27 protein-coding genes are annotated in these 26355 nt (G+C 39.6%); 23 read left to right on the top strand and 4 right to left on the bottom strand.

What is annotated here, in order from left to right; all coding sequences use genetic code 11:
• Positions 1–61 precede the first annotated feature (61 nt).
• Entirely contained in the window at positions 62–1012 is a 951-nt protein-coding gene (gene trxB / locus EXH44_RS02630; protein WP_135675583.1) for a thioredoxin-disulfide reductase, read from the top strand.
• A gap of 59 nt (positions 1013–1071) precedes the next feature.
• Here the strand turns inward: trxB and EXH44_RS02625 are convergent, their stop codons facing one another.
• Positions 1072–1284, bottom strand: coding sequence for a cold-shock protein (locus tag EXH44_RS02625; protein ID WP_162856148.1), 213 nt, complete (start codon positions 1282–1284; stop codon positions 1072–1074).
• 257 nt (positions 1285–1541) lie between these two features.
• On the opposite strand from EXH44_RS02625, the gene proQ reads away from it, so the two are divergent.
• From proQ to EXH44_RS02595, 6 genes are all read left to right on the top strand, one after another.
• A complete protein-coding gene (gene proQ, locus EXH44_RS02620) occupies positions 1542–2078 on the top strand; it encodes an RNA chaperone ProQ (protein WP_162856147.1) in 537 nt (178 codons plus the stop codon).
• A gap of 31 nt (positions 2079–2109) precedes the next feature.
• Positions 2110–4116 (top strand): carboxy terminal-processing peptidase, encoded by a 2007-nt coding sequence (prc, locus tag EXH44_RS02615; protein WP_162856146.1) that lies wholly within the window; start codon positions 2110–2112, stop codon positions 4114–4116.
• An 85-nt stretch (positions 4117–4201) separates the two neighbouring features.
• Positions 4202–5806 (top strand): L,D-transpeptidase family protein, encoded by a 1605-nt coding sequence (locus EXH44_RS02610; protein WP_162856145.1) that lies wholly within the window; start codon positions 4202–4204, stop codon positions 5804–5806.
• 153 nt (positions 5807–5959) lie between these two features.
• Positions 5960–6514 (top strand): peptidoglycan L,D-endopeptidase MepK, encoded by a 555-nt coding sequence (gene mepK / locus EXH44_RS02605; protein WP_162856144.1) that lies wholly within the window; start codon positions 5960–5962, stop codon positions 6512–6514.
• A gap of 15 nt (positions 6515–6529) precedes the next feature.
• Complete coding sequence (locus EXH44_RS02600; protein ID WP_162856143.1) at positions 6530–7159, top strand: MBL fold metallo-hydrolase; 630 nt, start codon at positions 6530–6532, stop codon at positions 7157–7159.
• A gap of 1 nt (position 7160) precedes the next feature.
• Positions 7161–7910, top strand: coding sequence for an MlaA family lipoprotein (locus EXH44_RS02595; RefSeq protein ID WP_162856142.1), 750 nt, complete (start codon positions 7161–7163; stop codon positions 7908–7910).
• 107 nt (positions 7911–8017) lie between these two features.
• Here the strand turns inward: EXH44_RS02595 and kdsB are convergent, their stop codons facing one another.
• The 3 genes from kdsB to EXH44_RS02580 are packed head-to-tail and all read right to left on the bottom strand — an operon-like array spanning position 8018 to position 9917.
• A complete protein-coding gene (gene kdsB / locus EXH44_RS02590; RefSeq protein ID WP_162856141.1) occupies positions 8018–8773 on the bottom strand; it encodes a 3-deoxy-manno-octulosonate cytidylyltransferase in 756 nt (251 codons plus the stop codon).
• 8 nt (positions 8774–8781) lie between these two features.
• Positions 8782–9348, bottom strand: coding sequence for an elongation factor P hydroxylase (locus tag EXH44_RS02585; RefSeq protein WP_162857517.1), 567 nt, complete (start codon positions 9346–9348; stop codon positions 8782–8784).
• Positions 9349–9353: 5 nt separating this feature from the next.
• Positions 9354–9917 (bottom strand): NAD(P)H nitroreductase, encoded by a 564-nt coding sequence (locus EXH44_RS02580; protein ID WP_162856140.1) that lies wholly within the window; start codon positions 9915–9917, stop codon positions 9354–9356.
• Positions 9918–10025: 108 nt separating this feature from the next.
• On the opposite strand from EXH44_RS02580, the gene sppA reads away from it, so the two are divergent.
• From sppA to fbaA, 16 genes are all read left to right on the top strand, one after another.
• Positions 10026–11891 (top strand): signal peptide peptidase SppA, encoded by a 1866-nt coding sequence (gene sppA / locus EXH44_RS02575; RefSeq protein WP_162856139.1) that lies wholly within the window; start codon positions 10026–10028, stop codon positions 11889–11891.
• Between the two features lie 153 nt (positions 11892–12044).
• Positions 12045–13043: a RodZ domain-containing protein gene (locus EXH44_RS02570; protein WP_162856138.1), complete on the top strand. Its 999-nt coding sequence runs from the start codon at positions 12045–12047 to the stop codon at positions 13041–13043.
• A 2-nt stretch (positions 13044–13045) separates the two neighbouring features.
• Positions 13046–14155, top strand: a complete 1110-nt coding sequence (ispG, locus tag EXH44_RS02565) for a flavodoxin-dependent (E)-4-hydroxy-3-methylbut-2-enyl-diphosphate synthase (RefSeq protein WP_162856137.1) — start codon at positions 13046–13048, stop codon at positions 14153–14155.
• Positions 14156–14177: 22 nt separating this feature from the next.
• Complete coding sequence (locus tag EXH44_RS02560) at positions 14178–15167, top strand: 2-hydroxyacid dehydrogenase (protein ID WP_162856136.1); 990 nt, start codon at positions 14178–14180, stop codon at positions 15165–15167.
• A 64-nt stretch (positions 15168–15231) separates the two neighbouring features.
• Complete coding sequence (hisS, locus tag EXH44_RS02555; protein WP_162856135.1) at positions 15232–16521, top strand: histidine--tRNA ligase; 1290 nt, start codon at positions 15232–15234, stop codon at positions 16519–16521.
• A gap of 9 nt (positions 16522–16530) precedes the next feature.
• On the top strand, positions 16531–17151 hold the full coding sequence (locus EXH44_RS02550) for a YfgM family protein (protein WP_162856134.1): 621 nt from the start codon (positions 16531–16533) through the stop codon (positions 17149–17151).
• A gap of 130 nt (positions 17152–17281) precedes the next feature.
• A complete protein-coding gene (gene pnuC / locus EXH44_RS02545; protein ID WP_162856133.1) occupies positions 17282–17965 on the top strand; it encodes a nicotinamide riboside transporter PnuC in 684 nt (227 codons plus the stop codon).
• Between the two features lie 91 nt (positions 17966–18056).
• Positions 18057–18767: a DnaA regulatory inactivator Hda gene (hda, locus tag EXH44_RS02540; RefSeq protein ID WP_162856132.1), complete on the top strand. Its 711-nt coding sequence runs from the start codon at positions 18057–18059 to the stop codon at positions 18765–18767.
• Entirely contained in the window at positions 18768–19394 is a 627-nt protein-coding gene (gene ccmA, locus EXH44_RS02535) for a cytochrome c biogenesis heme-transporting ATPase CcmA (protein WP_075606521.1), read from the top strand.
• Positions 19395–19403: 9 nt separating this feature from the next.
• Complete coding sequence (ccmB, locus tag EXH44_RS02530) at positions 19404–20066, top strand: heme exporter protein CcmB (protein ID WP_135675549.1); 663 nt, start codon at positions 19404–19406, stop codon at positions 20064–20066.
• Between the two features lie 46 nt (positions 20067–20112).
• Positions 20113–20853 carry a heme ABC transporter permease gene (locus EXH44_RS02525; RefSeq protein ID WP_162856131.1) on the top strand — a complete coding sequence of 247 codons (741 nt, stop codon included), beginning with the start codon at positions 20113–20115 and terminating at the stop codon, positions 20851–20853.
• Between the two features lie 8 nt (positions 20854–20861).
• Entirely contained in the window at positions 20862–21059 is a 198-nt protein-coding gene (gene ccmD, locus EXH44_RS02520) for a heme exporter protein CcmD (protein ID WP_162856130.1), read from the top strand.
• 151 nt (positions 21060–21210) lie between these two features.
• Positions 21211–22185: an IS30-like element ISApl1 family transposase gene (locus EXH44_RS02515; protein ID WP_075283441.1), complete on the top strand. Its 975-nt coding sequence runs from the start codon at positions 21211–21213 to the stop codon at positions 22183–22185.
• Between the two features lie 113 nt (positions 22186–22298).
• Positions 22299–23699, top strand: a complete 1401-nt coding sequence (locus tag EXH44_RS02510) for a DASS family sodium-coupled anion symporter (RefSeq protein WP_244238741.1) — start codon at positions 22299–22301, stop codon at positions 23697–23699.
• 240 nt (positions 23700–23939) lie between these two features.
• Entirely contained in the window at positions 23940–25115 is a 1176-nt protein-coding gene (locus tag EXH44_RS02505) for a phosphoglycerate kinase (RefSeq protein WP_162856129.1), read from the top strand.
• Between the two features lie 104 nt (positions 25116–25219).
• The gene (gene fbaA, locus EXH44_RS02500; protein ID WP_162856128.1) at positions 25220–26299 is read left to right on the top strand and encodes a class II fructose-bisphosphate aldolase; all 1080 of its coding nucleotides are present in this window, start codon (positions 25220–25222) and stop codon (positions 26297–26299) included.
• Positions 26300–26355 lie beyond the last annotated feature (56 nt).

Genomic DNA, 26355 nt, shown 5'->3' with positions numbered 1-26355 from the left:
TACAAGCGGTGAGATTTTTGCAAAATTTTGCAAAAAAGTGACCGCTTGTATGGAGAAAACAATGGCAACAAAACACGCAAAATTATTAATTTTAGGCTCAGGCCCTGCAGGATATACGGCGGCAGTTTATGCGGCTCGTGCAAATCTCAATCCTGTTTTAGTGACAGGAATGCAACAAGGCGGTCAATTAACAACAACGACGGAAATTGAAAACTGGCCGGGTGAATTTGAAGAGATGACTGGGCCAGATTTAATGGTCAAGATGCAGAAACATGCAGAAAAATTTAACACAGAAATTATTTTTGATCACATCAATAGTGTTGATTTTTCACAGCGTCCTTTTACATTGAAAGGGGACTTTAATACCTTTACTTGCGATGCGTTGATTATTGCAACGGGAGCTTCTGCAAAATATTTGGGCTTACCGTCAGAAGAAGCCTATAAAGGCCGTGGCGTTTCTGCTTGTGCAACCTGCGATGGTTTTTTCTATCGTAATAAACCTGTTGCGGTGATTGGTGGTGGAAATACTGCTGTAGAAGAGGCGTTATATTTATCCAATGTGGCATCAGTTGTTCATTTGGTTCACCGTCGTGATACCTTCCGTAGTGAGAAGATTCTCATTGATCGTTTGATGAAAAAGGTGGATGAAGGCAAAATTATTCTTCATACCAATAGCGTTTTAGATGAAGTGCTAGGCGATAACATGGGCGTTACGGGCGTTCGTTTAAAATGTACTCAAACAGGTAATGAAGAACAGGTAACATTAGATGGTGTGTTTGTGGCGATTGGTCACTCACCAAATACTGACATTTTCAAAGATCAACTTGAGTTGAAAAATGGCTATATTGTGGTTAAGTCTGGTTTAGAAGGTAATGCGACAGCAACAAGCGTTGAAGGGGTATTTGCGGCAGGAGATGTAATGGATCACAATTATCGTCAGGCAATTACTTCTGCAGGAACAGGCTGTATGGCAGCACTTGATGCAGAGAGATTTTTAGAAAGCCAAATGTAGTGAACTGAAAGCCATTTGTAAACAGACAAATGGCTTTATCATTTAACTAGGCGAGATTATTAGATTACCTTAACATTTGTGGCAGATGGACCACGTTCAGATGTTTGAATATCAAACTCTACTTTATCGCCATCTTTTAAGTTACGATAAGAGCTTTCGCTGATGATTGCTGAAAAATGTACGAATACATCATCCCCACTTTGATCTGGCGAGATGAAACCGAATCCTTTCACAGAATTAAACCACTTAACTGTTCCTGTTAATTTTGACATAAGTTATCCTTGTTTTACGAAATAGTACAAAATACGTTGAAAATTTCAACATCTTGGCATTAGAGCATTTCTCAAGATAGAAGGCAAATATTATTTTATTCTAGATTAGGAATAAAAAAATTCGGTGATATTGCTGAACTTATCAGAAAGTCTATGGACTACTCATATTAAATAAAATATAGTAAGCAACATTTTATGTCCATATTTACTTGGCATAACGTGAAGAAATTAATTTTTGTTTTAAAATGGAAAACACTATGTCTGAACAACAACTTGAAAACGTTCAAAATCAAAAAACAGCCCTTACAATTAAAGAAGCCATTGCTTATTTAGCTGAAAAATTCCCTCTCTGTTTTAGTCTAGAAGGTGAAGCCAAACCACTTAAAATTGGTTTATTCCAAGACCTTGCGGTTGCGTTAGAAAACGATGAAAAAGTCAGTAAAACGGTATTGCGTCAAACATTACGTGCATACACCATGAGCTGGCGCTATTTGCACGCGTGTAAGGAAGGGGCTATGCGTGTTGGATTACAAGGTGAGGATGCTGGCGTGGTCGATGCGACTCAAGCAGCTCATGCAGCCCAATCTTTAGCAGAAGCAAAAGCTGCTTATTCAGAACGTCGCGCACAGCAAATGAAAGAAAAGCGTAAAGAAGAGCGTAAGGCATTCTTTAAACAAAAAGCTCGTGAAGAAAATGCAAAGAAACGTACAGATGCGAGAAAGCAAGATGCACCTAAGGCATCTCTAGAAAGTTTAGCTGCGTTAGAAAATAAATTTGGTAAGGGTAAAAGATAGTTATTATTTATCTTATTCTCATAGGAACCGTATGAAAAAGAATAAATTATCTGTTGTTTTAGGTTTATGGCTAGGCAGTTTTGTATTGAATGCTTTCGCTGTTGAACCAGAGATGAAAGAAAGTGAATTAGTTCTTCCACAGCCAACGGAACAACACAGTCTTTCTACTAAGCGAGTAACCGCACGTTTAACGCAATCGCATTACCATAAATTCCAATTAGACGATGCGTTTTCTGCGAAAATTTTTAATCGTTATATTGATTGGTTAGATGGCGCTCATAATACTTTTTTACAATCTGATGTAGATAGCTTGAAAGAAAAGTATGCAACAAAGTTAGATGAAGCATTGTATGAAGGCAAATTAGATATTGCCTTTGAAATGTACGATTTAATGACAAAACGTCGTTATGAGCGTTATAAATATGCACTTTCTTTGTTAGATAAAGAACCTGATTTAAAAGGGAATGATCAAATTGAAAACGATCGTGAAAAAGCACCATTTCCAAAAACGACTGCAGAAGCGGATGAACTGTGGAAACAACGTGTTAAAAACGACATTATTAGCCTTTATTTAAAAGATAAAAAATGGCCTGAAATTAAAAAAACACTTGTAAAACGTTATAACTTAGCGATCCGTCGTCTAACACAAAATAAAGCCGATGATATTTTACAAGTGTATTTGAATGCCTTTGCCCGTGAGATTGATCCACATACCAGTTATCTTTCGCCAAGAGCAGCGAAACGTTTCCAAGAAAGTATGAACCTTTCGCTAGAAGGTATTGGTGCTACACTTGAAATGGAAGATGATATTACTAAAATTAAATCATTAGTTCCTGGTGCACCAGCAGCAAGAAGTAAAAAAATCAGTGCAGGAGATAAGATTGTCGGGGTCGGCCAGTCTGCGGATAAGATTGAAGATGTGATTGGCTGGCGTTTGGATGATGTTGTCGATAAGATTAAAGGTAAAAAAGGCTCTAAAGTTTATTTAGAGATTGAACCTGAAAAAGGTGGTAAAACGAAGATTATCACCTTAGTGCGAGATACTATTCGCTTAGAAGACAGTGCCGCGAAATTGACGATGGATAAAATTGATGGCAAAAATATTGCTGTGATTAAAATTCCTGGATTCTATATTGGTTTAACCAAAGATGTCCGTAAACTCTTAGCGGAGATGAAAACCAAAAAAGCGGATGGTTTAATCATTGATTTACGTGAAAATGGTGGTGGTTCTTTAACAGAAGTAGTTGAATTAACAGGATTATTTATTAAAGAGGGACCAGTGGTTCAAGTTCGTGATGCGTTTAACCGTATTAAAGTTCACGAAGATCCAAGTAATTCGGTGGAATATGCTGGTGATATTATGGTGATGATCAACCGCCATAGTGCTTCAGCCTCTGAAATTTTTGCTGCAGCGATGCAGGATTACAATCGAGCCATTATTGTTGGGCAGACAACCTTTGGTAAAGGGACTGTTCAACAAAGTCGTTCATTGAATATGGTCTATGATTTGGATCAGGAACCATTAGGTTTTATCCAATATACTATCCAAAAATTCTATCGAATTAATGGTGGTAGTACCCAATTAAAAGGGGTGGATGCAGATATTAATTTCCCTGCAATCATTAATGCAGAGAAAACAGGCGAGAGCTTTGAAGACAATGCGTTACCTTGGGATAAAATTCCTGCAGCCACATACAGTGAAACAGGTAAGGCTCGTGATGCGGTTGCACAATTAACAGCAAAACACGAAGCGCGTATTGCGAAAGATCCTGAGTTTATTACCTTAAATGAGGATATTGCGATACGTAAAGAAAGAGATGATCGTAAATTTACCTCATTAAATTTGGAAGAGCGTCTTGCTGAAAATAAAGCGGATGAAGCCAAACGTTTAAAAGATTTGAATGCACGTTTTAAACGTGAAGGTAAGAAACAAATTAAAGATATCGAGCAGTTACCAAAAGACTATGAAGCACCTGATTTCTTCTTAAAAGAAACAGAGAAAATGATGGTAGATTGGTTACAATTTGATAAAAAATAATAATTTCGGTTATAATGCCCAAACTTTCAGACCGCGTTACAAGCGGTCTGTTTTATTAAAAGTTTTGCAAATTGGATTTTAAATAATGAAAACATTTAAGTTTTTACCCTTAGTTGTATTTTCAAGTATGGCTATTGCGGAGACTACCACACCTTCTGTTGTTGAAGCTGCGCCTGTCTCAACATCAACTGCTGTAGAAGTTGTTTCTGTTCCTGCAACAGTATCAACGCCAGTAGTAAGTGAACCAGTATTACCTCAATTAAGTTTTGAAGCTCAGCAGGCTCGAGCAGCAGAGATGGCTAAAAAAGCAGAGTATATTCTGCAACAAGAGGAAGAAAAACGTATTGCAGCACAAAAATTAGCTGAAGCGGAAAGTCGTATTAAACATGAAGTGGGTGGAAATCAACTTTTATTAAGCAGTGCTACAGCAAAAGCGTATTTAGACAATGATTTTGCTCCATTGTGGAATGATAAACAGGCAGAGAAAATTTTCTTAAAAGAATATGCAGTATTTGCTGCAAGTGGAGTATCTGCAAAATCAGCAAAAGCATTACAACAGATTCTAAATACCAATGCAGGTTTAGCGCGTGATATTTTATTAACAGATAGCTTCTTAGATTATCTATATTACAATAAAAATGTGGGTAGAAATGCAAACCAATGGTTATATAACATTGGAAGTTATTCGACAAAAGCACCTACAGACGCTCAAATTACCTCTTGGGTAAGAGCAAGCAAAAATGGTTCAGCAGGACAATTTGTTGCGAATTTAGTGCCACGTAACCATATTTATCAGGAAACGGTTCAACGTTTATTTGCAATGTCTCCAAATGGCACTGCAAGTAATGCGAAGAAATCGGCAAAAAATAAAAAAGCAGTCACAACGGATGCAACTCCAGCTCCAACGGGCAGTAGCTCGTTTACAAAACTCGCATTAAATGCACAGCGTTTACGTTTAATCCCAAGCTTTAATAATGGTTTATTCGTTAACATTCCGAGTTACCAGCTTTACTACTTCAGAGATGGCAAATTAGCATTACAATCTAAAGTGATCGTAGGTCGAGATGACCGCCGTACACCGGTTATGTATAGTAAGTTAAGTAATGTGGTTGTAAACCCACCTTGGAATGTTCCTGCGAGCATTAAGAATAAAGACTTAGTGCCGAAATTACGTCGTGATCCTGGTCTTGCAGATAGACTTGGTTATGAGATCATTGATGGTAGCGGCAATAAAATCAATGCGAGAAGTATTAACTGGGCTGCTTACGAGGGTAAAAATAACTTCCCATATCATATTCGTCAAAAAGCAGGTGATGATAGCGCTTTAGGTCGTTATAAATTTAATATGCCAAGTTCCGATGCGATTTATTTACATGATACTCCAAATCGTGGATTATTTGGTCGTACAGATAGAGCGTTAAGTTCTGGATGTGTACGAGTGGCAAAAGCGGATGAACTTGCAACACTTTTATTAAAAGAAGCAGGTTGGTCTGACAGCAAGAAACAGAGTGTGTTAGCTAGCAATAAAACTACATCTGCACCAATTCGTTCAGATAACCCAGTATATTTGTACTACGTTACTTCTTGGGTTGAAGGTGGTAAAGTTTATACCTTACCTGATATTTACAAGTTAGATACGAACTTGCCTAAGGTATCTATTGATTGGGCTAAAGTTAAAAATGTGATTTAATTCTCAAAATAGGTAAATTCCGAGAAATTTTTATAGGTTTCTCGGAACTTTTTCTTTATCCTGATGACTTTAGCACACAGAGTGATTTATCGTTAATAGTATTAAGGAGAGTATTGACGATAAATCATTATCCAAAATAATGAGGACAATTAAATGGAACAAACAAATTTACAGCGACGTAAGTGGTTATCGCTAGGAGGCATCGTACTTGGCGCTAGTTTATTGCCAAATTTAGCCAGCGCCATTGTATCAACTCCAAAGCCAATGATTTTACGTTTACGTAGAGCAAGCACCGGGGAATCGTTATCGGCAGGGTATTCTGCGGGTGGCTTTGCTGCAAAGGATCGTTCTCGATTGAATTACATTATGCGTGATGTGCATATTGATCGTGTTAAAAATATTGATCCACAACTTTTCGTGAAACTGACGCAAATTCAATCTCGTCTTGGCGCTCGTAATTCAGAGATTACCATTTTAAGTGGCTATCGTTCTGCTCAAACAAATGCGAGATTACGTCGTCGTAGTCGTGGGGTTGCAAGTAATAGCTACCATATTTTAGGCAAAGCAATTGATTTCCATATTGAGGGTATTCCATTAGCTAAAGTGCGTAATGCAGCTGAAAGCTTATCGAATGGTGGTGTAGGATATTATCCTCGTAGCAACTTTGTACACGTAGATACAGGCCCAGTAAGAACTTGGCGTGGTTAATAGCGGTTAGTTTATATGTTTAATTTGCAAATCATCCCTGTGAGCGCCTTTCAGCAAAATTGCTCTATTATCTGGGATGAAAATAAAAATGCAGCAATTATTGATGCTGGGGATAATGCTGAGACGATTATCCAGTTTGTCGAAGAACAAAAATTAAATGTACAAAAACTGCTGATTACTCACGGTCATCTAGATCATATTATGGCGGTAGATAAGTTAAGAAAGCATTTCGATGTGGAGGTATTTGGCTCACACGTAGATGACAAAGAACTCTTTGAACAGCTGCCAGATATTTGCCGTCAATATGGCTTTCCTGAAGTGCCTGCGTTTTTACCTGATCACTGGTTAAATGCAGGCGATCGCGTTTCTGTTGGACAGTTAATTTTTGATATTCGCCATTTACCGGGTCATGCACCGGGCCACATTGGTTTTTTTGATTTTCAAAATAAAGTTGTATTTAGCGGCGATGTGTTATTCCAAAATAGTATTGGACGTACAGATTTATATAAAGGAAATTTTGAACAACTGATTCATTCTATTCAAACCCAACTATTTGATTTAGATGATGATTTTATTATTATTCCTGGGCATGGTCCACACACAACCATTGGGCGTGAAAAGAAAAGTAACCCATTTTTAAAATAGTATGAAAAAAATTAAGCAACTACTTATTGTCGGAACAACCCTCCTTTTAGCAGCTTGTTCCTCTAGCATTGATCCTGAAACAGGTGTGCGTAAAGATCCTTTAGAAGGATTTAACCGTGCAATGTGGAAAGTGAACTACGAATACCTTGACCCTTATGTTCTCGAACCTGTAGCCAAAGGCTGGAAAGATTATGTTCCTAGTCCAATTAAAACAGGCTTAGTCAATGTGGCGAACAACCTTGATGAACCTGCAAGTTTTATCAACCGCCTACTTGAAGGTGAGGGTGAAAAAGCGATGATTCACTTTACACGTTTCTGGTTTAATACCGTATTTGGTTTAGGTGGTTTGATTGATTTTGCGAGTATGACAAATGATTTGAAAATCGATGATGGTCGCCGTGAATTTGGTCACACACTAGGATCTTATAATGTTCCGACAGGGCCTTATATGATGTTACCTGCTTATGGGCCTGCAACGCCTCGTCAAGATTTAGGTCGTTTAGCGGATATGACTTATCCGACATTATCATTATTGACGACGCCATGGGCGTTAACAAAATATGTGGTACAAGGCATTGATTCTCGTGCAAATTTATTGGGGCAAGAGGCTTTGTTAAAACAATCTCAGGATCCTTACGCAACCTTTAGAGAAGCCTATTTCCAAAATCTTGAATTTAAAGTGAAAGATGGAAAAGCAAATTCAGATGGGAAAGAAACTTTATCTGAAGAAGAATTAAAAAATATCGATTAATAGAAAGCCCAGAATGTTAAATTCTGGGCTTTTTTCTTGGCTACAAGCGGTGAGAACAGAACAAAATTTTGCAAAAAATCGTTGATCTCTGACCGCTTGTGTATGATTTATTGAGACAAAATCTGTCGGACACGTTCTAAATCTTCAGCGGTATCTACGCCCACTTGTGGCGCTTCTTTGGCGAGTTCTAAATGAATCTTTTCACCGTGCCATAAAGCTCTTAATTGCTCGAGAGATTCGAGTTGCTCTAATGCCGTTGGCTCCCAAGCCACATATTGCTTAATAAAGCCAGCCTTGTAAGCATAAATACCAATATGGCGAAGGTAATTTTGTTGTTGAACAAAAGCATCATCACAATTTGGAAAATGGTCTCGTCCAAATGGAATGGTTGCACGAGAGAAATAGAGTGCCATTCCGTTTTTATCAGTCAATGTTTTGACCACATTCGGATTAAATAGCTCTTCACGAGTAGTCAGTTTCACCGCAAGGGTTGCCATATTAACTTGATGTTTATCCAAGTTTTCTGCCACCTGAGAGACAATCACAGGCGGAATAAGCGGTTCATCGCCTTGTATGTTCACAATAATTTCATCATCAGCAATCGCCATTTTCTCAATGACTTCTGCTAATCGTTCTGTGCCTGAGTTATGTTTATCTGACGTTAAGCAGACTTCTCCACCAAAATTTTTGACGACTTGCTCAATTTCAGGGTGATCTGTTGCAACAATAACACGGCTTGCACCCGCTTGTTGTGCTTTTTCCCAAACATGTTGAATCATTGGTTTACCCACGATATCTAACAAGGGCTTGCGGGGTAAGCGAGTGGAAGCATAACGGGCGGGAATAATGACGGTAAAACGCATAAAAGCTCCTAGATTCTCGATATATCAAATTTAGCTAAATCAATCATATTAGGCGTGCCATAATATTCACAGAGCGCTTGACGTAGCTGTTCTGTACGTTTTGGTAATCCTTTTTCTGCATAGATTTTTACTTGATCATAAACTGCTTGCTTAAAGGCAGAATTATCTCCAGCATCGCCTGTTAAATTATCAGCACTCGCAAAATAGCGGAAATTTGCAGCGGTTGCCAGTATCCATTCAATCGCTTGAGGTTTAACTTCGACTTGCTCAAACTCTCGTTGACGCTCTGCGGAACGTCCATCAGGCTCGTACCAATAACCGAAGTCTTCTAATTTACGGCGTTCTGTGCCTGCGACTAACCAATGCGCCACTTCATGTAATCCGCTACTGTAAAAGCCATGGGCAAATAAAATAACATTGTAAGGGCGTTCGCTTGTGACATTGCCTTCATCAATAAATGCAGGCAGATAAATGGGATAGTCACCGCCACGTTCTAAACGGGTGTTGTAGCTTTCGGAAAAGCAACTATCGAAAATACGAATTAAATCTTCGTAGTGATGTTCATGTTGATTCATCATATTTACTTTATATAGGTCACAAAAGGGGTAATATCTTCCGTTTGGCTTGCCATGGTAATTTCATCGGATTCAACGGGAGAGCCAATCATCACTAGCGCCACAATCTGATCTTGCTCACGACAATCAAATGATTTTCTCATAGACGAACCATTAATCCACTTGTTTGTAATCCAACAGGTTTCAAAACCTTGGGCATTAGCGGCAAGTTGCATCGCATAGGTAGCACAACCAGCAGTGAGCATCTGCTCCCAAGCGGGTACTTTAGGTAAATCTTTTTCAATTTTAGCAATAACGGCAATGACCATTGGCGCTCTTGTCGCTAATTTCTCTGCTTTTACATTACCTTCTTCCCCAAGAGATAATTCACTTGCAGCATCTAATAAGTATTGGCGAAATTGTGTCATACCAGTTTGTTCAATCACAACAAAATGATAAGGCTTCAAACGACCATGATCGGGCGCTCGTACGGCGGCTTTTAAGATATTTTCTAATTGTTCTGCATTTGGTGCAATTTGCCCAAATTTTTTACTTGAACGGCGACGTTGTAGTAAGTCTAACGCATCCATTTAAGTGCTCCTCTAGGTAAAATTTGTGGGGAAGAATAGCATATTTTATTAAGTTTTACCTGATTTTATGGTAGTTTAGCGGTCAATTTCATCAATCAAGGAAACCGTATGTTGAGTGTTTTAAAAGGTATTTATCGGGTCTTTAAATGTATTCGAGAGTTGGTTTTGAGCATCTTTTTTATCTTATTCGTCTTACTCTGTTTTGCATTAACGGCATTATTAGGCAGTGGTCCGAAAGGGCAAAAAGAGATGATTCCTTTTGAAAAAGGGGCATTAACACTCAATTTAGATGGTTATTTGGCGGATAATCATGATGAGTTTACCGATTTTAAACGTTTGCTTCGTTCTGAATTGGGTGGAACCGATGAGTCAATGAAGATTTCAACCTTTGATGTGGTTAGAGCGATTAGTAAAGCGCAATATGATGAAAAAATCACAGGTTTAGTGCTTGATTTGACTTATTTTATCGGGGGGGATATTCCTTCTTTGACATTTGTGGGTAAAGAGATCGAGCGTTTTAAACAATCAGGTAAACCCGTGATTGCGATTGGCGAAGCGTACAGTCAGAAGCAGTATTACTTGGCGAGTTATGCCGATAAAATTTATTTAAACAAAGCTGGATTTGTGGATCTACACGGGCTCAGCTATTCCAATCTCTACTTCAAATCGTTATTAGATAAAATTGAAGCCGTACCGCATGTTTTCCGTGTTGGGACTTATAAATCTGCAGTAGAGCCGTTTTTAAGAGATGATATGTCACAAGAAGCTCGAGACAATGCACAGCTTTGGCTAGGAAAATTATGGGATCGTTTTAGTGAAGATATTGCTAAAAACCGTGATATTCAAGCGAAAGAGATTGTGCCTGAGCCTAGCCGTTTATTACAGCAATATAAAGAAATGAAAGGCGATGATGCGCAATACGCGCTAAAGCAAAAATGGGTAACGGAATTGGCAACCTACAAGCAAATTCGCGAGATGTTAATTGCGCAGTTTGGTGAAGATCTTGAAGGTAATTATAACAGCATTGACTTCTTGGATTACGCTTCAATGTTATCGGATCGCTTTAATGTTTCAGGCGAGAATAAAATTGCTGTGATTAATGTAGAAGGGGCGATTGCGCTTGGCGAAAGCGATGAAGAAGTGGCTGGAAGTGATACCATCATTAAACTGTTGCGAGATGCACGGGAAGACAAGGCGGTGGAAGGTGTTATCCTTCGTATTAATAGCCCTGGCGGAAGTGCGATGGCATCAGAGCTTATTCGACAAGAAGTGGAAGATTTACAGCAGTCAGGTAAACCTGTTGTCGCATCTATGGGCGGAATGGCTGCATCTGGCGGATATTGGATTGCCGCAACAAGCGATAAAATCATTGCAAGCCCAACGACACTAACAGGTTCTATTGGGATCTTCGGTTTATCGGTTAGCTTTGAAAAAACAGCGAAAAATGTGGGGATTAATGAAGACGGTATTACTACGTCGCCTTTTGTACAACAAAGTAGCTTAAAACCTTTATCAAAAGAGCAGGCTGAGATGATCCAAATAAGCATTGAGCATGGATATGATCGTTTTCTTGATTTAGTCAGCAAAGGGCGAAAAATGGAGAAAGCGGATGTGGATAAAGTCGCACAGGGTCAAGTGTGGCTAGGTGAAACAGCCTTTGAAAAAGGGCTTGTGGATCAACTGGGTGACTTTAATACAGCCTATATCGCAGTGAGTGATTTAATCAATCAGAAACGCAAAGCGCAAGGTAAAAATGAAATCGAAGCCTTTAAAACACAATGGTTTATTGATCAGCCTGATGATCTGCTTAGCCAAGTGATGCGAGATTTTAAACTCAATCTAAAAACGAGTTTAATCACTTGGTTAGATTTACCTTTTGCACAACAAGCCAAAACGCAGTTAGGAACGCTTTCTCGATTTAATGATCCAAAGCAGAGCTATCTTTACTGCTTAAATTGTGGAACGGTGAATTAACAAGCGGGTAGATTCTCTCACTTTTTTACAAATTTTATAGGACACATAATGCAGTGTCCTATAAAATACATCTTTTCCAAGATTGAGGATTGCAAAACAGGCTTTACCTCTTTAAACTTCTCAACTAATTTTTTATTTCCAAAAGTAACGACGATGATTGAAACAACCACCCTTTCTTTAGGACAACAGCTCAAACATGCACGTGAAGCGTTAAATTTAACGATTGATGACGTGGCTCAAAAAACGAATCTTAAGAAAAATCATATTGAATCTCTTGAGAATGATATTTTTATTTTACAAAACGTACCGCCAGCGTTTGTTCGTGGCTATGTAAGAAACTATGTGCGCTTTTTGCGCTTACCTGAAGAGCTGATTGGCTCAGTAAATTATGGTGAAGTGACTATTCCAAAAGAAGTGAAAAAAGCTGCACCTATTCCAGTTAAAAACCAAAAATCGCAAACCCGTTGGGTGAAGGGTTTGACATGGTTAATCTTACTTGGTGCTGTGGGGATGACATTAGCTTGGTGGTGGCAAGAACATCAAAAAGATCAAGCTAGCCGTGAGCAGTTGATCGTCAATACATCAGAAAATAACGTAGCTACTACGACATCATCTGAAAATAGTGGCGCATTAACATTACCTGCAACCACGTCAGCATCAACGACGGATACTGCAACAACTGCGTCAGTAGTGGCGGAGCCGACAACGACTAATGTAGAAGCTGCATCAACGCCAGCTCAAACAAGTTCAGCAACAGAGCCGGTTAAAACGGAAGAAGTAAAAGTTGAAGTGCCTGCAACACCTACGGCAGAAACAGCAACTCAAGCAGAGCAGCCAGTCAATGTATTGCAACAACCTACGACAACAGAAACTACTGAAGTGGCAGCTGAACAGCCGCAAGCTACAATTAACGAAGAATTGCGGATTGAAATTACAGGGGCTGAAAGCTGGATTACTGTTCGTGGTGCAAAAAACAAACGCCTTGCAGAAAAACTGTATAAGTCAGGTGAAGTATTAAGTTTTAACGATAACGAACAATATCGTTTAACTGTGGGTGCACCTGCTAATGTCAAAATTTATTACAAAGGGCAAGTTGTTCCACTGAAAGTAGATGGACGAGTTGCACGTTTCAAATTACCTTTAGCGAACTAAATATGTTAAAAGAACCACCTATTAAGCGTCGTCAATCGACCAAAATTTATGTCGGTAATGTGCCTGTGGGGGGCGATGCGCCGATTGCTGTTCAGTCAATGACGAACACAAGAACCACAGATGTGGAAGCGACTGTGGCACAAATCAAAGCTCTTGAGCGTGTCGGGGCGGATATTGTGCGAGTGTCTGTGCCAACAATGGACGCAGCCGAAGCCTTTAAATTGATAAAACAGCAGGTAAAAGTACCACTTGTCGCAGATATTCACTTTGACTACCGTATTGCGTTGAAAGTGGCGGAATATGGCGTGGATTGCTTGCGTATCAACCCGGGCAATATCGGCAAGGAAGAGCGTATTCGTGCGGTGGTAGACTGTGCGAGAGATAAAAATATTCCGATTCGTATCGGTGTAAATGCAGGCTCTCTTGAAAAAGATATTCAAGAGAAATTCGGCGAGCCAACGCCAGAAGCCCTGTTAGAGTCAGCACTTCGCCACGTTGAGATCTTAGATCGTCTTAACTTCGATCAATTTAAAGTGAGTGTGAAAGCGTCCGATGTCTTTTTAGCCGTCGAATCTTACCGCTTGTTAGCTAAAGCGATCAAACAACCGATCCATCTAGGCATTACGGAAGCAGGCGGTGCAAGAGCTGGAGCGGTGAAATCCGCAATCGGTTTAGGTTTGTTACTTTCAGAAGGGATCGGCGATACGCTTCGTGTTTCATTAGCCGCAGATCCTGTTGAAGAGATCAAAGTTGGCTTTGATATTCTAAAATCCTTGCGTATCCGCTCTCGTGGGATCAACTTTATCGCTTGTCCGACTTGTTCGCGTCAAGAGTTTGATGTGATCGGTACGGTCAATACTCTTGAACAACGTTTGGAAGATATTATTACACCGATGGACGTATCCATTATTGGCTGTGTGGTGAATGGTCCAGGTGAAGCGTTGGTGTCTGATCTTGGTGTGACAGGCTCAAATAAAATGAGCGGTTTCTATCTTGATGGCGTTCGTCAAAAAGAGCGTTTTGACAATGATAAATTGATTGACCAGCTCGAAGCAAAAATTCGAGCTAGAGTGGCAGAACAGCATAATCGTATTGATATTGCTCAGATTTAATTTTTATTTTTAGGAAAGCACAATGAAAGTCGCCGTTTTTAGTACCAAAAATTATGATCGAAAATATCTCGAATTAGTCAATGTGAAATACCATTTTCAGATTGAATTTTTTGATTTCATGCTCAATGAGCGTACGGCTAAAATGGCAGAAGGTTGTGATGTCGTTTGTATCTTTGTGAATGATGATGGTAGCCGAGCAGTGCTTGAAAAGTTGGCAAAAGTGGGCGTGAAAATGATCGCTTTACGTTGTGCAGGCTTTAATAATGTAGACTTACAAGCAGCCAAAGAACTTGGTATTCAAGTTGTTCGCGTACCTGCGTATTCCCCTGAAGCTGTGGCTGAACATACCGTTGGCTTAATGATGACGTTAAACCGCCGTATTCATCGGGCTTATCAGCGTACCCGTGAAGCTAACTTCTCTCTTGAAGGGCTTATCGGATTTAATATGTACAAACGTACCGTTGGGGTGATTGGCACAGGGAAAATTGGTATTGCGACAATGCGAATTTTAAAAGGCTTTGGAATGAATATTCTTGCCTTTGATCCATTTAAAAATCCTGTTGCGGAAGAAATCGGGGCAAAATATGTCACACTTGACGAACTTTATGCGAAGTCTGATGTAATTACACTACATTGTCCAGCAACCCCAGAGAATTACCATCTCTTGAATAAAGAAGCTTTTGATAAAATGAAAGACGGCGTGATGATCATCAACACCAGCCGTGGTTCATTGATTGATACCCCTGAAGCGATTGAAGCCTTAAAACGCCGTAAAATCGGAGCTTTAGGTATGGACGTTTATGAAAACGAGCGTGATCTTTTCTTTGAAGATAAATCAAATGAAGTGATTTTAGATGATGTTTTCCGCCGTTTATCTTCTTGCCACAACGTGCTTTTAACAGGACATCAAGCATTTTTAACAGAAGAAGCCTTGATGAATATCTCAGATGTGACTTTACATAATATGGATTGTTTGCATAAAAATATTGCTTGTGAAAATGCGGTAAATTAATCCAACAAGCGGTCAGTTTTAGCGAAAATTTTGCAAATATTGAAAAATAATTAGGAACAATAACATGTCAAAAACAATTCAAGCTTTACGCGGTATGAATGATCTTTCTCCAACTGAAACACCATTATGGCAATGGGTTGAAAGCAATATCCGTGATACTTTTGCAAGTTACGGCTACACAGAAATGCGTAGTCCGATTATGGAATCCACCGACTTATTTAAACGTGGTGTCGGTGAAGCGACAGATATTGTCGAGAAAGAGATGTTTACCTTTACCCGTAGCGAAGAAGCGGGCGAAAGTTTTACTCTTCGCCCTGAAGGTACAGCAGGTTGCGTGCGAGCGGCGATTGAACACGGTTGGATTTACAACCAAGAACAACGTCTATGGTATATCGGCCCGATGTTCCGCTATGAGCGTCCGCAAAAAGGTCGTTATCGTCAATTTCATCAAGCAGGCGTTGAGATTTTCGGGATCCCAAATGCAGAAGCGGATGCGGAATTGATTGTGCTAACCGCTCGCTTATGGGAAAAATTAGGTATCCGTGAACACGTGACTTTACAGCTTAACTCAATCGGCGGATTAGAAGTGCGTACTCGATACCGTGAAGCTCTAGTCACTTTCTTGCAAAATCATTTGGACGTATTAAAGCAAGATCCTGACAGCGAACGCCGTTTAACGACCAACCCATTACGCATTTTGGATACCAAAAATCAAGCGTTGCAAGCGGTATTAAACGATGCACCAAAACTTCACGATTTTTTAGATGACGAATCGAAAGCACATTTTGCAAGACTTTGTGCCATTCTTGATGAAATGGGGATTGCCTACGAAGTCAATCAAAAATTAGTGCGTGGTTTGGATTACTACAATAAAACCGTATTTGAGTGGGTGACTACGGCATTGGGCGCACAAGGCACGGTTTGTGGCGGTGGTCGCTATGATGGCTTAGTTGCACAACTCGGCGGACACGCAACGGAAGGTGTTGGCTTTGCAATGGGCTTGGAGCGTTTAGTCTTGTTAGTGCAAGAAGTGAACCCGAATGTGCAATTACCAAGAGCGGTTGATATTTATGTGGTTCATTCAGGTGAAGGCACAACGGTAGCGGCATTCCGCTTGGCGGAAACCTTGCGTAATGCGTTTCCACAACTTCGCACAATGCTGCATACAAGCGGTGGGAATTTCAAAAAACAATTCAAACGAGCCGATAAATCAGGGGCAAAAATCGCTCTAGTGTTAGGTGAAAGTGAAGTCGCCGAGCAGAAAGTGGTAGTAAAAGACCTATTTGGCGAAGCGGAGCAAATCACCGTTGCCCAAGCTGATTTAATCAATGAATTAACAACGCGTTTTGCATAGGGAGCAGAAATGAGCGATTATCTTAATAAAACCGAAGAACAGCAGTTTGAAGAAGCAAAAAGCTGGTTTAAAGAAAATGGCACACCGATTGTTGTGGCAATTTTTCTAGTTGCAGCTGCAACATTTGGCTGGAACTACTGGCAAAAACACCAAATTGAAGTAGCTCAAACCACATCAGCAAGCTATCAACAAGTGATGGAAAGCTATTTGCAAAATCCTGAGAAAAACGCACCGCTTGTACAAAAATTTATTGCGGAGAATAAAGATTCAAGCTACGCGGTATTTGCTCAACTCGAAGAAGCAAAACAAGCGGCAGATAAAGGTGATTTTGCGACAACAAAAACGTTATTAACACAGGCGTTAGGTTCGACAATGGATGCAACATTACAAAATGTGATCCGTTTTCGTCTTGCCGCAGTGGATTATCAGCTAAAAGAGTTTGATGCAGCATTAGCAACACTTTCTCAAATCAAAGATACCGCGTGGGATTTCCGTAAGCAGTTATTAACAGGTGATCTGTTAGCTGCAAAAGGTGACAAGGCGGCTGCGAAAAGTGCTTATGAGCAAGCGAAAGAAAAAGCAGGCGATGGCGACAAAATGTTAATCGATATTCGATTAAATAATCTATAACAGTTGAAAAGGGATTGCGAATGCAATCCCTTTTTTGTGAACTAGTTCGCATAAATGTAATTTATATTTTACATTTTTGGTTAATGAGGCGTAAAATAGGTCTATCTAATATCACATTTATGAGGTCTTTATGAACTATTCATTATTGCTGAGTCAAATCAAAGAAGAGCTATTTAGTGGTTGGAAACCCTTTGAAGTTATTTGGCTCTTTCTCTTTATTGCTGCCCAAGTTGGCGTTTATATCCATTCTCCAGATTCCTTATTAGGCATGATTGCAGGGATTTCAGGCTTAATCTGCGTTGTCTTTGTCAGTAAAGGAAAAATCAGTAACTATTTCTTTGGCTTAATCTTTGCTTACACCTATTTTTATGTAGCTTGGGGGGCAAATTTTTTAGGCGAAATGAACACCACACTTTATGTTTATATTCCAGCGCAGTTTATCGGTTATTTTCTTTGGAAACAAAATATGCAAAAAACCGAAGGATCTGATGCAGTTATTGCAAAATCACTTTCAATCAAGGGTTGGATATTTTTAGCCGCATTTATCACCATTGGAACACTTCTATTTGTGCAAGCGTTAAATGCAGCTGGTGGTAGTTCAACAGGATTAGATGGCTTAACTACAATTATTGTGGTTGCTGCTCAAGCATTAATGTTATTACGCTACCGTGAGCAATGGTTGCTTTGGATTGCGTTGAATATCCTTTCTATCGTTCTTTGGGCTGAAAATCCGTCTATGTACATTATGTATTCAGCGTATTTATTGAATTCACTATACGGTTATTATAACTGGACGAAATTACAAAAAGCTTAAAGAAAAATCACTTATAAATCAAAGGTTGAGACTTCTCAACCTTTCTTTTTTCCGTTATCCTTTACGCAAATTTTTTCTCTCAGATAATACTTTGCAACTGACTTTACCTATTCATCAAATTGATGATGAAACGCTAGATAATTTTTATGCAGAAAATAGTTTATTGCTATTGGATTCGTTACGTCAAAATTTTGACAACGTACAGCAACCATTTTTCTATATCTGGGGTGGAAAAAGTAGTGGCAAAAGCCATCTGCTTAAAGCAGTGAGCAATCACTATCTGATGAATCAACTTTCTGCAACTTATATTCCTTTGGATAAATCGCACTATTTTGCACCAACGGTATTAGATAATGCAGAACAATTAGATGTGATTTGCTTGGACGATTTACAAGCTGTGGCTGGTGATGAAGAGTGGGAATTAGCAATTTTTGATCTCTTTAATCAAATACGTGAGCAGCAAGGGCTATTTAGCCAAGGTAAGAAAACACTATTATTAATTAGTGCGGATTGCCCACCGAGTCAACTGGCGATTAAATTACCGGATCTTCGTTCTCGACTTACTTGGGGTGAGGTATATCAGTTAAATGATTTAAATGACGATCAGAAACGGATTATTTTACAGAGAAATGCGCTAAATAAAGGTTTAGAACTTTCTGATGAAGTGGCGAGTTTTCTATTAAAACGTTTAGATCGAGATCTACAAGCATTAATGACTCAATTAGACATTCTCGATCATGCGTCTTTACAAGCTCAACGCAAGCTCACACTTCCTTTTGTCAAAGAAATTTTAGGACTATAAATGGATCAACTTTCGCTCATTAATATTGCCTGTGAACGTGGTGAAACTCGCTTGTTTGAAGGCTGTTCATTGACTATTTCAAGTGGTCAATGGTGGCAAATCGAAGGGCATAATGGCATTGGAAAAACCAGTCTATTGCGGATTTTAGCAGGGCTTGCGGTGGCGGCAGAAGGCGAAGTGCAGTGGAATGGTGTTAAAATTCAGCAACAACGAGATCAATACTACGCTAATCTCTTTTATTTAGGGCATCACGCAGGGGTTAAGCCTGAACTGACCGCTTGGGAAAATTTACGTTTTTTCCAAAAAATTCAGGGATTGCCTTTAGATGATGAAGCCCTTTGGAATGCCTTAGGAAAAGTGTCGTTAATTGGGCGTGAAGATTTGCCTTGCTCACATTTGTCGGCAGGGCAACAACGTCGAGTGGCACTGGCAAAATTATGGCTGACCAAAGCGACACTGTGGATTTTAGATGAGCCTTTTACTGCGATTGATAAAAAAGGGGTCGCGGAACTGATCGCCCATATTGAACAGCATTGTGAGCAAGGGGGAATGGTGATTTTTACCAGCCACCAAACCGCAGAAAGCGACAAAGTCCAAGTGTTATCGTTAGATCCATTTAAAGTATAAAATAACCCTATGATTTTACTGACCATTATTCAACGAGAATTAACCATAGCCTTTCGTAAACCTGCGGAAATTTTAAACCCTTTATGGTTTTTCTTGATTATTATCACAATGTTTCCGCTTTTAATGGGCCCTAATCCTGAATTACTCGCTAAAATAGCCTCTGGAACTGCGTGGGTTGCGGCGGTGCTTTCAGCCTTGCTCTCTTTTGAGCGACTATTTCGTGATGATTATTTAGACGGTTCATTAGAGCAGTTGATGTTGCTTCCCGTCGGCTTGCCGCAAGTGGCGTTAGCAAAAGTGATTGCTCATTGGTTATTAACTGGATTGCCTTTAATTCTGCTTTCGCCGATTACGGCGATTTTGCTTTCGCTTGAAACAGAAGTGTGGTGGGCATTGGTTTTAACCCTATTGTTAGGTACACCGATTTTAAGTTGCCTTGGGGCAATCGGGGTTGCATTAACCGTTGGGCTAAGAAAAGGCGGTACGCTACTCAGTTTATTGATTTTACCGCTCTTTCTACCTGTGTTAATCTTCGCTGCCGCTGTGTTAGAAGCCTCAACCTTAAATATGGGCTATACAGGGCAACTTGCTATTTTAGGGGCAATGTTAGCTTTAGCATTGACCTTTTCTCCTTTTGCTATTGCTGGGGCATTACGTGTCAGCTTGCAATAACAAGCGGTTAGTTTAGGCAAATTTTTTGCAATAATTTGGAGTTTTTATGTGGAAATGGTTACACCCTTATGCAAAGTCTGAAACACAGTACCACTTGCTAGGGAAAGTGCAGCCTTGGCTAGGTGGCATAAGTTGTTTGCTACTTTTAGCTGCATTTATTATTGGCTTGGGTTTTGCCCCAAAAGATTATCAACAAGGCGATAGTTATCGCATTATTTTCATTCACGTTCCTGCCGCGATTTGGTCGATGGGTGTTTATGGCTCAATGGCTGTTGCTGCATTAATTGCAGCCGTATGGCAAATCCGTCAAGCACATCTAGCAATGATCTCAATGGCACCGATTGGCATGGTTTTTGCCTTTCTTTCTCTAGTGACTGGGGCAATCTGGGGCAAGCCGATGTGGGGAACTTGGTGGGTATGGGACGCACGTTTAACCTCAGCCTTAGTGTTGTTTTTCCTCTATCTTGGCGTGATGGCACTCTATTCTGCTTTCCAAGATAAAAATACAGGGGCAAAGGCAGCTGGTGTACTTTCAATGGTAGGCGTTATCAACTTACCGATTATCCACTTCTCAGTAGAGTGGTGGAACACGCTACATCAAGGGGCAACCATCACTAAATTTGATAAACCCTCAATGGCAACCGAAATGTTAATCCCATTATTGTTGGCGATTTTCGGCTCAATGATCTTTATGATTTGGTTAAGCATCGTGCGTTATCGCAGTGCTTTACTTCAAGACGAACGCAAACGCCCTTGGGTGCGTGAACTCGCAAAATTAAGTAAATAGGAGAGAATATGACCTTTCAATTTGCATCACTTAGTGATTTTTTCTCAATGGGCGGTTACGGCTTCTATGTATGGCTCTCTTATGGGATTACCTTTCTTTCTGTCGGTTTGTTAGTTTGGCAAAGTAAACGTGAAATTCGTCAGACGTTGCAGTTGGCGAAGAAAGAGTTATTAAAAGAAGAACAATTAAAGAAGAAGCGCGAATAACAAGCGGTTAGATTGATTAAAAAATTTACAAAAGGCAGGCGAGTATCGTCCGCCTTTTATTTTGTGCTGAATTTACAATCCAAGTGCAACAAAAAAAGAAGTACTCATCAACTAGAATATAATTTTGTTTCCACACAAAAACCATTTCCAAATGATGAGTACTTCCTACCGACATCTTACAATAAACGAGCGAGAAAAGATAATGATTTTACTCGCACAGGGCAAAAAACAAGCAGAAATTGCCAAAGCACTGGGACGTAGCTCCAGCACCATTTCTCGCGAGCTGAAACGACACGCTCTAGAAAGCTACAGTGCAACGAACGCACAAAACAGCTATTTGAAGCATCGTCAAAACAGCAAAGCACAGCGCAAATTAGAGCAGCCTGAATATTTCAATTTGGTGCAAGAAAAGTTTCTGACAGAAAACTGGTCGCCCGAACAAATCAGCGCACGATTAAAATTGGAAAAATCTGAATTATCCATTAGTTATTCAACCATTTATCGTGGTATTTATTCAGGGTTGTTTGATATAGGCGAACGCAAAGCCAGTCGCAAACTGCGCCACAAAGGCAAAACACGGCATACAAAAAATCATCATGAAAAACGTGGCAAAATTCAGATATCCAACCATTTGAACGACCGTCCCATTTCGGCGCAAAATCGCAGTCGCTTTGGGCATTGGGAAGCCGATACCGTACTGGGTAAAGCGGGTGGAGCTTGTTTGCTGACGCTGACGGAACGCAAAAGTCGTTTTGAGTTGGTGAAGAAAATTCCTGCCAAAAAAGCCGAAGCAGTCCAAAAAGCCATGATTGAATTGCTGGATTCACATATATTGCGGTCAATTACGCCAGACCGTGGTAAAGAATTTGCCCAACATCGTTTGGTAACAGAAGCACTGGGTGTAGAATTTTACTTCCCCGAGCCGCATCAACCGTGGACACGGGGAACGAATGAAAATACAAATGGGTTACTTCGTGAATACTTTCCGAAGCACCAAGACATCAATCAGTGGAGCGAAGTTGATATTCAACAGGTGGTCAATAAACTGAATTTACGACCACGTAAATGTTTAGGTTGGAAAACACCTTATGAAGTTTACTTCAAAAAAACGTTGCACTTGGTTTGACAATTCAAGGTTAAAAAATTGTGAGGTGACTCACAAATTCAGCGGTTGCTTGTTTTTTTAAAACTCCAGTTTGTTATAGTAGCTCCAATTTATTCATCATGTGGGAGTAAGCTATGTCAGCAACAACTCAACAACCTGTCACAACAGACAATAAAACTATGAGAAATGGGCTAATCCTTATTTTTGATATTATTTTATTTTTTGTATTACTGAATACATTACCTTTTGAACCAGCAGCAACGAAAGGACTTGCTTTATTGGTCTTTGTTGCAGTGTTATGGTTAACCGAAGCATTGCATGTCACTATTACCGCATTATTAATTCCAATTTTAGCGATTGGCCTCGGATTAGTGAAATCTAAAGAGGCATTAAGTGCATTTGCGGATCCAACTATTTTCCTTTTCTTTGGTGGCTTTGCGTTAGCGACTGCGTTGCATATTCAGCAACTTGATCGTTTAATTGCGAATAAAATTATGGCTATGGCTCGTGGTAAGTTATCCGTTGCTGTTGTTTATCTGTTTTCAGTTACCGCATTTTTGTCTATGTGGATGAGTAATACCGCAACAGCTGCCATGATGTTACCTTTAGCAATGGGAATTCTTAGTAAACTAGATAAACATGAAAACCATAATACTTATATATTTGTTTTATTAGGTATCGCATATAGTGCAAGTATTGGTGGAATGGGAACCTTAGTAGGAAGTCCTCCAAATGCTATTGTTGCTTCTCAGTTAAATTTAAGTTTTGCTGATTGGTTAAAATACGGTTTACCAATAATGTTTATTTTGATGCCGTTAATGATCGGTACCCTCTATGTTGTTTTTAAACCTAAATTTAATGTAACCTTTGAACATAGTTTTGAAACTATTGAATTAAATCGAGATAGAATCATTACTTTAGCGATTTTTGGATTAATTGCATTCTGTTGGGTTTTTGGAGATAAGGTAAATCCAGCACTTTCTGGGTTGTTAGGGCTAGAGGGAAAAATTGCAAGTTTTGATAGTATTGTTGCACTTTTTGCGGCCGTGTTAATTTGTATCACACGTGTTGCGAGCTGGGAAGATATTCAAAGTAATACCGAGTGGGGTGTATTAATGCTTTTCGGTGGTGGCTTAACTTTAAGTGCAGTATTAGGTAAAACTGGGGCAAGTAAAGTTATGGCTGATGGTATTGTCTTTATGATTGAAGGGGGACACTTTTACTTAATTGGTTTAATTGTGGCAGCCTTTATTATTTTTCTAACCGAATTTACATCAAATACAGCGAGTGCGGCACTATTAGTTCCTATTTTTATCTCTATTGCTCAAGCATTAAATATGCCACCAGTCGGGCTTGCTTTAATCATTGGATTAGGGGCTTCTTGTGCCTTTATGTTGCCAGTTGCAACACCACCAAATGCGATTGTATTTGGTACGGGACAAATCAAGCAGAGTGAAATGGTGAAAGCAGGTTTTTGGCTCAATATTATTTGTATCTTCGTGATTGCTACTGTAGGTTATTTATTCTGGTTGTAATCAGTACTTCGATGCATTACAAGCGGTCACTTTGTGGCCGTTTTTTGCATGTTAAAGAATAAATTACCTTTACTCTCTTGAAATATTTTTAGAAAGTCTATGTCAAAGAATATAATTACTTTATTTTATGAAGAAATTCATAAGATCAACGAATAATTTGATCTACATTACCCAAAATGTAATGGAAACTGATATAATCACCCTGTTTTTTATTTTTGAAAATCAAAAGAGGAACTAACTATGTCCGTAAAAAAAATGGCAGATCTTGACCTAGCAGGTAAACGCCTTTTCATTCGTGCAGACCTTAACGTGCCAGTTAAAGATGGCAAAGTCACATCAGACGCTCGTATCCGTGCAACAATCCCAACGTTAAAATTAGCCTTACAAAAAGGGGCTAAAGTGATGGTGACATCGCACTTAGGTCGTCCGACAGAAGGTGTATTTGAAGAAGCAAATTCGTTACAACCTGTGGTTGATTATTTAAATGCTTCAGATTTAGGGGTTCCTGTTCGCTTAGTGCGTGATTACTTAGATGGCGTTGATGTACAAGAAAACGAAATCGTAGTACTTGAAAACGTACGCATTAACAAAGGTGAGAAGAAAAATGATCCTGAGTTAGCGAAAAAATATGCAGCACTTTGTGATGTATTCGTGATGGACGCATTCGGTACGGCTCACCGTGCGGAAGGTTCAACTTACGGTGTAGCAGAATACGCACCAGTTGCTTGTGCAGGTCCATTACTTGCAGCAGAATTAGATGCATTAGGTAAAGCATTAAAAGAACCACAACGCCCAATGCTTGCAATTGTAGGTGGTTCAAAAGTTTCAACTAAATTGACTGTATTAGACAGCCTTTCAAAAATCGCTGACCAGTTAATCGTAGGTGGCGGTATCGCAAATACATTCATTGCGGCAGAAGGCCACAATGTAGGTAAATCATTATACGAAGCAGATTTAATCCCTGAAGCACAACGTTTATCTAAAGCAACAAACATTCCTGTTCCAGTTGATGTGCGTGTTGGTTTAGAATACTCTGATGTTGCGCCAGCAACACACAAAGCAGTAAACGAAGTGACTGCTGAGGAATCAATCTTTGACATCGGTGATAAATCAGCGGAAGAGTTAGCAGAAATTATCCGTAATGCAAAAACCATCCTTTGGAACGGTCCAGTTGGTGTATTTGAGTTCCCTAACTTCCGTAAAGGTACAGAAGTGGTTGCTCAAGCTATTGTTGATGCGACAGCAAACGGTGCATTCTCAATCGCAGGTGGTGGTGATACATTAGCAGCAATTGATATGTTTGGTATCGCAGATAAAATCTCTTACATTTCAACAGGTGGTGGTGCGTTCTTAGAATTTGTAGAAGGCAAAGTTTTACCAGCGGTTGAAATTTTAGAGAAACGTGCGAACGGTTAATTAAACGTTCTCGTAGGGACACACTGAGTGTGTCCGCTACTGAAATCCTGATGGACACACGCAGTGTGTCCCTACAAATTGTGAATTATTGAGGGTAAATCAAAATGGCAAAATTATTAGACATTGTAAAACCAGGCGTTGTAACAGGTGATGACGTACAAAAAATCTTTGCATATGCAAAAGAACACAATTTCGCACTTCCAGCAGTAAACTGCGTAGGTTCAGATTCAGTAAATGCAGTATTAGAAACAGCAGCTCGTGTTAAAGCACCAGTTATCGTGCAATTCTCAAATGGTGGTGCTCAATTCTACGCTGGTAAAGGTATCAAACCAGCAAGCGGTGCTCGTGCAGATGTTTTAGGTGCAATCGCAGGTGCAAAACACGTTCACGAATTAGCGAAAGAGTACGGTGTGCCCGTGATTCTTCATACAGACCATGCTGCGAAAAAATTACTTCCATGGATCGATGGTATGTTAGACGCAGGTGAAAAACACTTCGCTGAAACAGGTCGTCCATTATTCTCTTCACATATGATTGACCTTTCAGAAGAGCCAATCGAAGAAAATATGGAAATCTGCAAAAAATACCTAGAGCGTATGAGCAAAATTGGTATGACCCTTGAAATCGAAATCGGTATCACTGGTGGTGAAGAAGATGGCGTAGATAACAGCGATGTTGATGAGTCACGTTTATATACACAACCAGAAGATGTGTTATTCGTTTACGATTCATTAAACCCAGTAAGCCCACGTTTCACTGTTGCAGCAGCGTTTGGTAACGTACACGGTGTTTACAAACCAGGTAACGTAAAATTAAAACCATCTATCTTAGGTGCATCACAAGAATTTGTTTCTAAAGAGCGTAATCTTCCAGCGAAATCAATCGACTTCGTGTTCCACGGTGGTTCAGGTTCTTCACAAGAAGAGATCCGTGAAGCAATCGGCTACGGTGCAATCAAAATGAACATCGATACCGATACACAATGGGCATCATGGGCTGGTATTTTAGATTACTACAATGCAAACAAAGATTACTTACAAGGTCAATTAGGCAACCCAGAAGGTCCTGATTCACCAAACAAAAAATACTACGATCCACGCGTTTGGTTACGCAAAATGGAAGAGTCTATGTCTAAACGCTTAGAGCAATCTTTCATTGACTTAAATTGTGTAGATGTATTGTAATTTGTAAAAAATCTAACTAAAAAGACCGCTTGCAAAAGCGGTCTTTCTTTATTGAC

The sequence above is a fragment of the Actinobacillus indolicus genome (assembly GCF_004519515.1).
Lineage (GTDB): Bacteria > Pseudomonadota > Gammaproteobacteria > Enterobacterales > Pasteurellaceae > Glaesserella > Glaesserella indolica_A.
Note: the sequence above shows the minus strand (reverse complement) of the source record. Positions and strands in the feature narration are given on the sequence as shown.